General features: G+C 36.5%; 10 protein-coding genes. 3 read left to right on the top strand and 7 right to left on the bottom strand.

What is annotated here, in order from left to right; all coding sequences use genetic code 11:
• Positions 1–9 precede the first annotated feature (9 nt).
• The 5 genes from ACRYLU_RS08225 to ACRYLU_RS08245 all read right to left on the bottom strand — a co-directional run bounded on the left by ACRYLU_RS08225 (position 10) and on the right by ACRYLU_RS08245 (position 7616).
• The gene (locus ACRYLU_RS08225; protein WP_445080855.1) at positions 10–1791 is read right to left on the bottom strand and encodes an alpha-glucosidase; all 1782 of its coding nucleotides are present in this window, start codon (positions 1789–1791) and stop codon (positions 10–12) included.
• Between the two features lie 42 nt (positions 1792–1833).
• The gene (locus ACRYLU_RS08230) at positions 1834–3408 is read right to left on the bottom strand and encodes an alpha-amylase family glycosyl hydrolase (protein WP_445080856.1); all 1575 of its coding nucleotides are present in this window, start codon (positions 3406–3408) and stop codon (positions 1834–1836) included.
• A complete protein-coding gene (locus ACRYLU_RS08235; protein ID WP_058205416.1) occupies positions 3398–4003 on the bottom strand; it encodes a sugar O-acetyltransferase in 606 nt (201 codons plus the stop codon). The genes ACRYLU_RS08230 and ACRYLU_RS08235 overlap by 11 nt, the downstream gene beginning before the upstream one ends.
• A gap of 26 nt (positions 4004–4029) precedes the next feature.
• A complete protein-coding gene (locus ACRYLU_RS08240) occupies positions 4030–5625 on the bottom strand; it encodes a glycoside hydrolase family 13 protein (protein ID WP_445081383.1) in 1596 nt (531 codons plus the stop codon).
• Positions 5626–5861: 236 nt separating this feature from the next.
• The gene (locus tag ACRYLU_RS08245; RefSeq protein WP_278227724.1) at positions 5862–7616 is read right to left on the bottom strand and encodes a glycoside hydrolase family 13 protein; all 1755 of its coding nucleotides are present in this window, start codon (positions 7614–7616) and stop codon (positions 5862–5864) included.
• A gap of 367 nt (positions 7617–7983) precedes the next feature.
• Here ACRYLU_RS08245 and ACRYLU_RS08250 point away from each other — a divergent pair, with 367 nt between their 5' ends.
• The 3 genes from ACRYLU_RS08250 (at position 7984) to ACRYLU_RS08260 (ending at position 11542) form a co-directional block, all read left to right on the top strand.
• Positions 7984–9210, top strand: coding sequence for an extracellular solute-binding protein (locus ACRYLU_RS08250; RefSeq protein WP_015426869.1), 1227 nt, complete (start codon positions 7984–7986; stop codon positions 9208–9210).
• Positions 9211–9287: 77 nt separating this feature from the next.
• A complete protein-coding gene (locus tag ACRYLU_RS08255) occupies positions 9288–10670 on the top strand; it encodes a carbohydrate ABC transporter permease (protein WP_023189703.1) in 1383 nt (460 codons plus the stop codon).
• Positions 10671–10675: 5 nt separating this feature from the next.
• On the top strand, positions 10676–11542 hold the full coding sequence (locus ACRYLU_RS08260) for a sugar ABC transporter permease (protein WP_015426871.1): 867 nt from the start codon (positions 10676–10678) through the stop codon (positions 11540–11542).
• 128 nt (positions 11543–11670) lie between these two features.
• On the opposite strand, the gene ACRYLU_RS08265 is transcribed toward ACRYLU_RS08260, so the two are convergent.
• Positions 11671–12324: a CPBP family intramembrane glutamic endopeptidase gene (locus ACRYLU_RS08265; RefSeq protein ID WP_235589879.1), complete on the bottom strand. Its 654-nt coding sequence runs from the start codon at positions 12322–12324 to the stop codon at positions 11671–11673.
• A gap of 147 nt (positions 12325–12471) precedes the next feature.
• On the bottom strand, positions 12472–13701 hold the full coding sequence (locus ACRYLU_RS08270) for a hypothetical protein (protein ID WP_445080857.1): 1230 nt from the start codon (positions 13699–13701) through the stop codon (positions 12472–12474).
• Positions 13702–13832 lie beyond the last annotated feature (131 nt).

The raw sequence follows: 13832 nt of genomic DNA on the forward strand, positions 1-13832 counted from the left end.
TCTCACCTTCTATTTTTTATAAACCCGATATTCCCAGGCTGACAGAACCATTTTTTCTTGAAATTTTTGATTTGAACTGCCCAAGACTTGTTGATAATTACTGACAGAACTTCCAGCAGAGCTGTCAGTTCTTTTATCTACCGATTCAGTGGCTTCCTTTGGTCGCACTGAACTGACAGAACTTTCAGCAGAGCTGTCAGTAAAACTGTCAATTTTTGTAAAATCTAAATGAGCTTTTTTGTCAGCCAAATTGACAATAATTAAAAATTCAGCTCGTTCATAAACTAAAACTTGAGGATGTCTTTTAAAATGAAATTTAATTGAACCCTCTGAAATCGCTGGCTCTTGATGCCGTAATTCAATCAATTTTTTATAAAGTTCAATGAGTTCTTGATTAGTTTGACTATTAATAACAGAAAAATTTGGATTCATTTCCATCCAAGCTTGTCCACTTGTAAATCCTGCATTTTTAGAATTGTCCCACTGCATTGGTGTTCTTGAGTGCTCACGACTATTTTGGGTGACTTCTGCTAGTGCTTGATTTGCTGACAGTTCCGTTAGTTCAACGCGACCAACGGAAGCTGTTGAATCGGCAGATTGAGGAACTGACAGCTTTGCTGACAATTCTGTCATTAACATTTCATACTTCTTTTTAATCTCGTCAGCTCGTAATTGCTTTTCATCAGTAAATGGAAAATTAGTCATTCCAAATTCCTGCCCTTGATATATGAAAGGCGTTCCTCTTAAGAGCATATAACTGACAGCCAACGCTTTTGCCGATTCTATTGAACCATCGCCAAAAGTATCAATACTTCTTGGTTGGTCATGATTTTCAATATACAAAGCATTCCAACCTCGTTCAAGCAAATCTTCTTGCCAACGCATAATGACTTTTTTATAGCCATAAATATCTCCTTGGCTGTTGTCAGTTGCTTTTCTAAGATTATGCTCTAATTCAAAAATCATATTGATATAGCCAGCTTCATCAGTCCAATCGGGCGCTTGCTTGGAGCGAACCCCTGAAGCTTCCCCAACAGTCAAAGCACCATATTCATCAAAAATAGCTTTCAAATCTGACATATATGTTTCAATCCCAGCAACATTCATGAAAGGCACCCACGGACCGTCGCCTTTCCAAGATTTAATTTTATAGTTCCATGGCATTTTTTGAATGTGTGAAATCGCATCTAATCTGAAGCCATCTATTCCCAAATCTAACCACCAGCGAATCATGTCATAAATTTCTTGACGAACTTTGGGATTTTTCCAATTTAAATCAGGCTGTTCTTTGGCAAAAACGTGAAAATAAGCTTGTTTTGTTTTTTCATCATAAGCCCAAGTTGAACCACCAAAAAAGGAAATCCAATCATTTGGCATTTGGTTAGGGCTAGCGTCTTCCCACAAATAATAATCACGGTAAGGATTATCTTTTGATTTTTGACTTTCTAAAAACCAAGGATGTTGGTCTGATGTATGATTGACTACCAAATCCATGATGACTTTCAAGCCATTTTCATGCGCTTTATCTAGTAATTTTTTAAAATCTTCAAGTGAGCCAAACATTTCATCAATGACTTGATAATCAGAAATATCATAGCCCCCATCAACTTGTGGACTCTTGTAAATTGGATTTATCCAGATAAAATCAATCCCCAATTCACGTAGATAAGGAATTTTTTCAATGATGCCATTGATGTCGCCAATGCCATCTCCATTGGTATCTTTGAAAGATTTTGGATAAATCTGATAACCTACCATCTTGTGAAAATCATTTGTTTTTATTTTTTTCATAGTTTTACATTTTCATTTTTAAAGTCCCTAAACTGAACTTATTTATTTTTTCAAAATAACGGTGCTGTAAGCTGGAATTGTCAATTTTCCATCAGTTAATTTTGCTTGAGAACTACTGACAGAAAGTTGGTCAGTGATTTTTGTCCCAACAACGCTTTTTGGGAGTTTTATTGTCACATTTTCTGTATCGGAAAAATTATTGATAATAGTCAAATCCTTCCCATAATTAATGACAGACAAGCTCTCTTCACTGACAGAAATATTTTTCAATCTGTCAGTCGCAATTTCAGGATATTTTGCTTTGACCCGCAAGATTTTTTTGTACCAATTGAGCAGTGAATTTGGATTGGCTTCTTGTTGAGCTACTGAACCTCCGTCAGTTGTGGCAATTTCTGTCGCGCCTGGCACAGAAATATCCGCTTTTGGAGAATCTGTCCCAGCAGCATTCCACGGCATTGGCAAACGTTTATTTTGGTCAATGCCAGAACCTGTCAGCCCCAATTCCTCACCGTAGTAAATAAATGGATTTCCCGGCATCAAAAGATAAGTTTGAGTAGCCATTTTCTGCATGGATAAAGAGCTTAAAAGGGTTGCTGACCGGTCTGTGTCATGATTACTCAAGAAAGGAGCGTCAATGGCTTTCGGGTTATCCGCATGAATTTCTTGGTCCCATGCTTCCATTTGTTGACCAAATAAAGAACCTTCACCTAAGACTAAAGCTGAATTAATTGGACTTGAACTCGATTGCAAAGCATTTGGAAAGTCAAATAATGAATCAATGCCTGACTGATAAATATCATCAATTGCCGAAGCCGTTGAAAAAACTTCACCCACTAAATAGGCTTTTGGATTTTGCTTTTTGACTGTGTCTGTCAGCCATTTGGTAAAGGCCGTCGTTTTTTTATCATCATTTGAGAAATAAAAACCGACAGCGTCCAAACGGAAGCCAGAAACACCTTTGTCTAACCAAAATTTCGTGATTTTAGCAATTTCTTTTTTGACCTCAGGATTGGCAAGATTGAGGTCAGGCATGGATTTATCAAACTCTGACTCATAGTATTTGCCATTGCTGGCTAAACTATAACCCTCTTTTGCCGTGTTCGACCAATTATAATAAGCCACATATTTTTTGTCGCCAGCTAGTGCTTTTTGAAACCAAACATTATCAGTCGCCGTGTGGTTAAATGGCATATCTAAAATCACAGCAATTCCTCGTTTTTTAGCTTGAGCAATCAGATTTTCAAAATCAGCCATTGTCCCAAATTTAGGATTAATTTTTTCGTAATTAGTGACATCATAGCCATGATAACTAGGACTAGCAAAAATCGGTGTCATCCAAAGTCCTTGCACTTTCAAATCCGTTGTAGAATTGGATTTTCCAGTATTCAAGTAGTCTAAATGTTGCGTGACCCCATTTAAATCACCTTCGCCATCATGATTTGAATCGGCAAATGAACTCGTAAATATTTCATAAAAATTACGATACAAACTTCTATCAACCTTTTGGCTGACAGCCGCTTTTTTTACTGATGAATCTTTTGAATTTGCTTTTTGACAAGCACTTAAAGCACACGTCGCCAGTAAAGTTACTGACAGAAGTAAAAGCTTATTTTTCATAATATTCGTTCTCTTTTTCTTCCCAGTAAAGTCGGTCAGAATCAGTAATTTCGCGAAGAATTCGTGCTGGATTACCTACTGCAATCACATTTGCTGGCAAATTTTTTGTCACTACCGTTCCCGAACCCACAATTGTATTTTCGCCAATCGTAACGCCCGGATTAACAATTACTCCTGCACCAAGCCAAACTCGGTCACCAATCGTAATTGCTTTTCCATATTCTAGTCCACGCTGTCGAACTCCGGCATCTATTGGATGAGAAGCCGTAATCAGACTGACGCGAGGTCCAAACATCACATCATCGCCAATCGTAATCGGTGCAACATCCAGAAAAATACAGTCCATATTGGCATAAAAGCGCTGACCAATTCTTGTATTTTTACCATAGTCGATGTAAAGCGGTGGATTTACAAATAACGCATCGCCAGTTTGACCAAAAAGTTCTTTTTCAAGTGCCACAATTTTTTCTGTATCAAGCAGATTGAGTTGGTTAATTTCTTGATTTAATGCTCGATTATTATCAGGTTTGTATTCTGGTTCAACTTTACTTGCTTTATAGAGTTCACCAGCAACCATTCTTTTAAATTCGCTCATTTTCACCTCACCCTTTTGCGCTTTAACTATTCCACTTCGCAAGCAAAGGCTTCCCAAGCTTTTAATTTAATCTGAGAAAGTTCAGGCAGGAAATTTTCATTGTGAATCATTAAATCACGACAGACAAATCCTGTTTTAAATTGATTTTCTTCATCAAATAAATTGGCAACGACCAAATATTTCTTGCCCTTATAAGTCCGCAAATATGCAAAAACTTCAGCCTCAGAATCAATCAACTTGAAGTCCCCATAAATGACCCAATCATGTTGTTTACGAAGTTCAATCAACTTTTGATAAGTATAAAAAACAGAATCAGGATCACTCATGGCTTGATCAGCATTAATTTCTTCATGATTAGGATTGACAGCGAGCCAAGGTTTTCCATCAGTAAAACCTGCATTTTCTCCAGCCGTCCATTGCATCGGTGTTCTTGCATTATCACGACCAACACGACGAATTGAATCCATGATTTCATTTTCAGAATGACCAGCAGCTAAGCGTTCAGCAAACATATTCCGTGACTCGATATCATTGACTTCTTCAATTGATTCAAAAGGATAATTCGTCATTCCAAGCTCTTCACCTTGATAAATATAAGGCGTTCCTTTCATCAAATGCAATAAAATCGCAAAAGCTTTAGCTGATTTCAAACGATATTTCCCGTCATTTCCCCAATTTGAGACAATCCGTGGTAAATCATGATTATTCCAAAAAAGTGAATTCCAACCTTTTTCTAAAGCTTGCCATTTGGCTAAAATTTCTTTAAGTTTTGAAACTGAAAATTCCTTTTTATCCCATTTTTCGCCCTCATCAAGATAAGCATTTGTGATGTGCTCAAATTGGAAAACCATTGATAATTCTTGACGTTTAGGGTCAGAATAAAGCTCCGCAATCTCTGGTGTTGCTCCCCAAGTTTCACCCACGGTCAATAGATTTTTCTGACCAAAAGTTGCCTGATTCATTTCATGCAAATACTCATGTAATTTAGGCCCATTTCCTGTGATTTCTTGGTCAATTTCTTTCCCAATCAAATCAATCACATCCATGCGAAAACCGCCGATTCCCTTATCAATCCAGAAATTCATCATGTCATAAACTTCTTGATGAACCTGAGGATTTTCCCAGTTTAAATCTGGCTGACGCTTGCTAAAAAGATGAAGGAAATATTGGCCCGATTCCTCATCAAATTCCCAAGCAGAACCAGAAAAGGTAGATTGCAAACCATTGGGTTCATCAGCCCAAATATAATAATCGCGATAAGCATTATCTTTTGATTTTCTAGCTTCCACAAACCATTTATGTTCATCAGAAGTATGATTAACTACCAAATCCATAACAATTTGAATGTTTCGCTTTTTAGCTTCCTTGAGCAATTCATCCATATCAGCCATCGTTCCAAAAACATCAGCAATTGCTTGATAATCAGAAATATCATAACCATTATCATCCATTGGCGATTGATAAACTGGACTCAACCAAATTGCACCAATCCCAAGTTTTTCAAGATAATCTAATTTAGAGATAATTCCTTGCAAATCACCAATACCATCACCATTAGCATCCATAAAAGAACGCGGATAAATCTGATAAACGACTGTTTTTTGCCACCAATTTTCTTTCATATTAACTCCTCCATTAAGATGTGAGTTCATTCTCCTATTTTCCTAGGATATAGGAGAACAAACTCAATTAAAATTTTACTGACAGCTTTATAAGTTAATCCCGTCAGTAAAATACTCACTAAACCAAAGATTCTGTCAGCAATTTTTACTGACAAAACTATCAGCAAAGCCGATAGTTTCTTTATTTACCGATTCAATGACTCCCTCGGTCGCAGTGAACTGACAGAATCAATTTTCTATTTATAGATTACAAAACCATATTGTAAAATATTATTTTGGTCAACCAAATTAGAGAAAACCACTTCATCAGCTGAAAAATAAGCCGGTTTTTCGCCAATATTGAAAATAGCTTTCAAAGATCCACGTTCAAATTTCACAATGCCATTTTCTGAATCTACGATTTTCCATTCTACTTCTGAATCACTTAAAATTCCTTGATATTGTTTGCGTAAAGCAATCAGATTTTTAAAGAATTCAAACATCTCTAAATCTTGATCTTTTTCTTCCCAAGGCATCACCTTACGACACTCAGGGTCCATTCCACCTGTCACCGCATACTCATCTCCATAATAAATACAAGGCACACCTGGTTGCATGAAGGTGAATGTTTCAACCAATTTCATCAAATTTTTATTATTTTTTGCAACAGTCAAAATTCTGGGTGTATCATGAGAATCTAAAACATTAAACATCATTTGATTCACTTGCTTACGGTATAATGTCAGTTGCGTATTAATATTAGAAACCATTTGTTCCAAAGAAATCTTCTTCGTAATCAAACCATCTTTAATCGCATCAGTATAAGCATAGTTCATAACGGCAGAAAACTCATCGCCAACTAACCAAGGTTGCGCAGAATGCCAAACCTCACCTAAAATATAAAAATCATCTTTTGCCGCGTCACAAGTTGTGCGGAATTTTTTCCAGAAAGTGTGATCCACTTCATCCGCCACATCCAAACGCCAAGCATCAATATCAAACTCAGAAATCCAATAATCAGCTACTTTTAAAAGATAAGCTTCAACCTCTGGGTTAGCCGTATTGAGTTTTGGCATGTGTGGAGTAAAGGCAAAAGTATCATAAGTTGCATTTTCAGCATTTTCAAAATCATCAGTCGGAGTATAAGTTGCTGGCCAACTATTAACATGGAACCAATCCGCAAATTTTGATTTTTCTTGATTTTTCAATACATCTTGCCATTGAGCAGACGTATCTCCGATGTGATTAAAGACCGCATCTAACATGACTTTAATACCACGCGCATGTGCTTCTTTCACCAAAGTTTTAAACAATTCCTTATCCCCAAATTGCTTATCAATTTCCATATAATCTTCTGTATCATATTTATGATTAGAAAAAGCTTGAAAAATAGGAGTAAAGTAAATGCCGTTCACACCGAGTTCAGTCAAATGTTCCAAATGATCAATCACCCCTTGCAAATCTCCCCCATAAAAATCTTGACGGTCAGGAACATCTTGTGGATTCCAAGCTTTTGTTCCCTCAGGATCATTGCTCGTGTCCCCATTAGCAAAACGTTCAGGGAAAATTTGATACCAAACCGTTTCTTTGACCCATTCAGGTGCTTTAAAACGATCACTTTCATGGAAATAAGGCAAACGGAAAGCCCCATATTTTTTAGTCACCAAGCTCTCGTCATAATCAAACATTCCTTGGTCTGTGTAAACTACTTTTTCTCCATCCAAACCTGTAATGACAAATAAGTAATCTACGCGTTTCGTTGCAACAGTAATTTCGGCCTCAAAATAATCGCTAATATTAGTAGAAAGATACTTTTTCATCTCTACTTTTTGACTAGCCCAATACTGTGTTTCAGGGTTATCAAGCCCTTCCCACGAATAAGGATCGCCATAAAATAATTCGACTTTTTCCACATCAGATTTTTGTGTTTGCAGACGAACATGCATCAGATTCTTTGCATAAAGATAAGCAAATTCCGACTCAGGACGATGATAAATTGCAGCTTTGTTCATAATAGAACCTCCAAATTTTTTTGATGGCTGTACTGTCTTAAACTATTTTCAATTAATCTCAAGGACAGCGAAAAGCAGCTTTTCCGTCGCTTTTCGATAGTGTCATTTCCACCACATCTGGAGAAGATAAATCTCACATTAATCATATTTTATCATAACGCTTTCATTGACGCAACCGTTTGCGACAATTTTCGTATATTATTTTTTAAAACATTTATTTTTCATTCTAAAGAATACGCTGAAAAGTCGGTATAAACCAATTTCTAAGTAATCAAAATGTAATATTTTTTTCCTTGACAAAAAGCAAACGGTTGCGTAAAATGAGGAGTGTATAAAATAAACCGTTTTCATTAGGAGGAAACACAAAATGAAATCATGGAAAAAAGTTGCTCTTGGTGGAGCATCTGTACTCGCCCTCGCAACCCTCGCAGCTTGCGGTTCATCAGCAAGTTCTAACAAATCATCATCTTCTAGCTCAGACAGCATTAAAGGAACAGTTCGTGTTTATGTAGACACACAACAAAAAGCAACATATACAGACGTTGCTAAAGGATTGGCTTCAAAATACCCAGACCTTAAAGTTCAAATTATTGCCAATGCATCTGGTTCAGCAAATGCTAAAGTAGATATCGCAAAAGACCCTTCTAAATATGCTGACGTCTTCGCTGTACCAAATGACCAACTTGGTGATATGGCTGATAAAGGTTATATCAATCCAGTTGCTACAAAATTCGCTAACGAAATCAAAAAAGACAACTCTGATGTCACTGTTAATGGTGTAACTTACAAAGACAAGATTTATGCATTCCCTAAATCAACAGAATCTCTTGTCCTCTTCTATAACAAGTCTAAATTGTCAGCTGACGATGTCAAAACTTGGGAAGGAATGACTGCTAAAGCTGGATTTGCTGCTAACTACACCGACCCTTACTACTCTTATCCAGTATTCTTTACAGCTGGCACAACCCTTTTCGGTAAATCAGGCGAAGATGTGAAATCTACTGACGTTGCATCGGCAAATGGTGTTAAAGCACTTGAATGGATTGCTGCACAAAAATCAAATAAAAATGTAATTCAAACAACTAATGCCTTAAATCAACTCCAAGCCGGTAAAGTTGCTGCCATGTTTGACGGTCCTTGGGATACTGCTAACATTAAAAAGATTTTAGGTGATAACTTCGCAGTTGCTCCTTACCCAACAATCAACATTGATGGACAAGCTAAACAACTCCAATCATTCCAAGGTATTAAAGGATTTGCAGTCAATTCAGCTTCTAAGAGTCAAGCTGCTGCTCAAACAGTTGCTCAATATCTCTCAAGTGAATCTGCTCAGTTGAAACTCTTTAATTCTCAAGGAGATGTTCCTACAAACAACGACGCTCAAATGAATGACGCTGTGAAGAATTCAGACGTTACCAAAGCAGTTATTACAATGTCTAAAGAAGGAAATTCTGTAGTAATGCCTAAACTTCCACAAATGGCAACTTTCTGGAATAATGCTGGTCCTTTGATGAACGGTGCTTACACTGGCTCTATCAAACCAGCTGACTATCAAGCTCAATTACAAAAATTCCAAGACAGCATCTCTAAATAAGAGACAATCTAATGGTTATATGTGAATAAGAGGTTGGGCTCCTTCAGCCTAACCTCTTAATTTTTAAAGGAAATATTATGACTAAAAAGAAAAAAAGAAAACTCACTGAAAGCACGATTTCTCCTGAAGAAAAATCAATTAAATTAGGCGAAGTTTTCTCAAAAGGGGACACAGTAACAAAATTAACCTTCTTTGTTATGGGTTTGAACCAAATTAAAAATAAACAATGGGTAAAAGGCTTCACACTTTTAATTCTTGAAATTGCATTTATTGGCTGGCTTCTTTTCTCTGGAATCAGTGCCTTCTCTCTTCTTAGTAGCTTAGGCCCAAATAAAATAAAAAGAACAATTACCGATGCCTCTGGTTTTCCACAAACTTTGCAACCAGATAACTCTGTTTTAATTCTACTTTGGGGACTTATTGCCTGTCTTGTTGTGATTTTATTTATACTGCTTTATTGGTTCAACTACCGCTCAAATAAGCATCTTTATTATTTAAAACGAGAAGGTAAACATATCCCAACAAATAAAGAAGAACTCGCTTCTTTACTTGACGAAAAACTTTATGCAACTTTGATGGCTGTTCCATTGATTGGTGTTCTAGCATTTACCGTTTTACCTACTGTATATATGATTTCAATGGCGTTCACAAACTATGATCGCCTTCATGCTACTGCTTTCTCATGGACTGGATTCCAAGCTTTTGCTAATGTTTTAACCGGTGATTTAGCTGGCACATTCTTCCCAGTTTTGGGATGGACCTTAGTATGGGCAATTGTTGCAACAGCTACAACATTCCTTGGAGGTGTATTACTAGCTCTTCTCATTGAATCTACTGGAATTAAATTTAAAGGATTCTGGAGAACCGTTTTTGTTATCGTATTTGCCGTTCCACAATTTGTAACCTTATTGATGATGGCACAATTTTTGGACCAACAAGGAGCTTTAAATGGAATCTTGATGAATCTTCATCTTATTTCTAATCCAATAAACTTTATTGGTGCAGCTTCTGACCCAATGGTCGCACGGATTACGGTAATTTTTGTTAATATGTGGATTGGTATCCCTGTCTCAATGCTTGTGTCTACTGCAATTATCCAAAATCTCCCCCAAGATCAAATCGAAGCTGCTCGTATTGACGGAGCAAATAGTTTGAACATCTTCCGCTCTATCACTTTCCCTCAGATTCTCTTTGTTATGACTCCTGCATTGATTCAACAGTTTATTGGTAATATCAATAACTTCAACGTTATTTACCTCTTGACTAGTGGTTGGCCAATGAATCCAAATTACCAAGGCGCAGGTTCAACCGACCTTCTTGTTACTTGGCTCTACAACCTCGTATTCGGTCAAACACAACGCTACAACGCAGCCGCAGTTCTTGGTATCTTGATTTTCATTGTTAATGCATCTATTTCATTAGTAGCATACCGTCGTACAAATGCATTTAAGGAGGGCTAATTGAAATGAAATCTTATAAAACGCAACGCCGTATCTCATTAAGTTTGAGATATATTCTACTCGCTCTCTTAGCAATTGTTTGGATTTTCCCTATTATTTGGATTGTCTTAGCCAGTCTGACTCAAAACAATACAGGGTTTGTCTCAACAATCATCCCAAAAACATTTACCTTTGAGAATTATATCCAACTTTTCCAAAATAAAAGTGGTAGTTTCCCCTTCGTTTCATGGATTATTAACACCTTTATCGTAGCCGTTATCTCTGCTACACTTTCTACATTTATTACGATTATCATGTCGTATACACTTTCTCGTTTACGTTTTGCTTTCCGTAAACCATTCTTGCAAATCGCCCTCGTTCTTGGAATGTTCCCTGGATTCATGTCAATGATTGCTCTTTATTATATTTTAAAAGCAATGAACATGTTAAACCTCGGTGGTTTGATATTGGTATATGTTGGTGGAGCTGGATTAGGTTTCTACATCGCTAAAGGCTTCTTTGACACCATCCCACGTTCAATTGATGAAGCTGCAACAATTGATGGAGCAAACAAATGGCAAGTTTTCACGCATATCACCTTGCCTCTCTCTCGCCCAATCATTGTTTATACTGCTTTAATGGCATTCATCGCCCCATGGACAGACTTCATCTTTTCTGGAATCATTTTAGGAAATAACCAAGCCCATCCAGAAACCTTTACAATTGCCTATGGTTTATATAGCATGGTTCACTCGCAAAAAGGAGCTGCCACAGCCTTCTTCACACAATTTATCGCAGGCTGTGTTATCATCGCCATCCCAATCACAATCCTATTTGTCATCATGCAAAAATTCTACGTCAACGGAATCACGGCTGGTGCGGATAAAGGATAAATATCTTCATAAAATATAAAAAAAACAGACTATCATTAGTCTGTTTTTTTATATTCTTTTTTGATCTAAGCATATCTTTAATTAGTTACCAGATGAATCTTTAATCAAAATATTATTATAACCTATCCTTATTTCGGTATCACAAAAGGTAAAACAAATAGAAACACTAAATCAAAGACTAAATGAACAGCATATGAAGTCCAAATACTCGATGTTTTCAAGTAAGCGTAATTGAATATCAATCTCGCCACTCCCTGAACTAATAAGATTTGAATAATTGTTCGCAAAACATTTCCACCATTATAGGTATTAAAATGAATTAATCCAAAGATTACCGAAGTGACTAAAGTCGAAATCATAGTTGATAATCCCCACTTTGTACGAAGTGTTTCCAATATTCCGATTGAAAATAATTCTTCGCCCATAATCATAAACGGGACGAAAAATATCAAGATAAAATCTCCAAATGCTGCATTAGCGTGATTCCCTGAATTACCAAAAATCAGTGCAACAATAGTTCCTCCAAGCATTGACCATATCGTATTAATAATTAAACATGCAATGGCAATTTTTATATATCTTCCCTGTGGTTTCGAAAACCATATCAATGCCTGATTTCCAAAAATCACGGCTACTCCTACAATACTAAAAATCAGAAGTGTAAATTCTTGAACATATCCAATATGTAAATCAATACTTGACATGATATAGAAGCCGACAAACAATAATAAAAGTCCAATTATCGTTCTCAGAATATCCGTTGACTTTATTTTCTGTCCCATCTCTTTTTCCTCTCTCATAATAAATAAACTACGATTCTCACTATATTAATTATACCTACTCCCAAGTATAAATATAAGTCTAAGGTTTGAGAATCTTCAACATAATAGTTTCAACGCAAATTGAAGAAAACCTTCAATAAACCAGAATTATTTACTATGACGTCCATGTTTTTGAAATAACGCAAGGATAACTCCTACAGCACCAAAAAGTATCATTCCTATAAATGTAAGAAAAAGTGAGAGACCCGCATCATCACCTGTTGTTGGTAAACTTGCAGCAAGAGTTTTAACTTCATTTTGATTAGCTGATTTAGTTGCAGACGTTGTGGTAGCTTTTGTTCCCGTAGCTGTTGCTTTTACAGCTTTAGCACTTTCAGGTTGTTCACTATGGATTGATACCGTTCCACTTGAAACGATAGGATTGACTTTAACAGCTTCTTTTCCAGCCACTTTATTAGTTGTTTCTGTAGTTTCTGTAGTTTTTGCACTATCTTTTTTATTTAACTCTTGCAACTTAGTGACGCTCTTACGGTAATCTGTTCCACTAATATTATGTTCTTGTGCTTCTTTTTCAGATGCTTGACGCTTTAGAACTGCTGTTTTATAGTCACTACCTTTGATATTATCTGGGTTTCCGATTGATGCTTCTTGCGCTGATATTTCAGCATCTTTATACGCTGAAGGAGATTGGTTATACTTAGCTGCTTTAAGATTATTAAATTCTGCTCTTAATTCCGTTTGTTGCTCTTCATGTTGTGCTTGAAGCTCTGAGTCTTTATATTCTGAAGGAGATTGATTATACTTAGCTGCTTTAAGATTATTAAATTCTACTCTTAATTCCGTTTGTTGCTCTTCATGTTGTGCTTGAAGCTCTGAGTCTTTATATTCTGAAGGAGATTGGTTATGCTTAGCTGCTTTAAGATTATTAAATTCTGCTCTTAATTCCGTTTGTTGCTCTTCATGTTGTGCTTGAAGCTCTGTAGCTTTATAATCACTTGGATTTTGACCTGCAGTTGCTCTTGTATCAGCCGATCTGTTAGCTGGGTCATTTGATTGTTTCAAAATTTCTATGCGTTGTGCAATATTTTCAGTTTGTTTATATGTACTTGCATTACTAGGAGCTGGATCGTTCTGTGGAGCTATTCCAGTGGTATTTGCTACAACAGGTTCGTTAACTTGCAATCCATTTTGGTACCATACATTACCATCTTTATATACGTCTCCTTGTCCACTCATATGATAGCCAATAATTTGTCCTGTCTGGTCTTGCCATGTACCACTCACTGTTCCCAATGCTGTTGCTGCACTGACTGGCATCGTTACTGTCATCACTAATAAAGCGGCTGCACTTAATGTGATAATTTTACTTTTTTTCATTAGTTCTGTCTTCCTTTTTTCTCAGACTTGTAAGTCTATACTCTGTAAGAATAAAATAACTCTTCCACCCTTACAATGCCTTAACCCCTGTCGCTTAAAAATTGCAACAAGGGTCATCATTTAATGCTAAA

Source organism: Lactococcus sp. KTH0-1S (assembly GCF_052544945.1).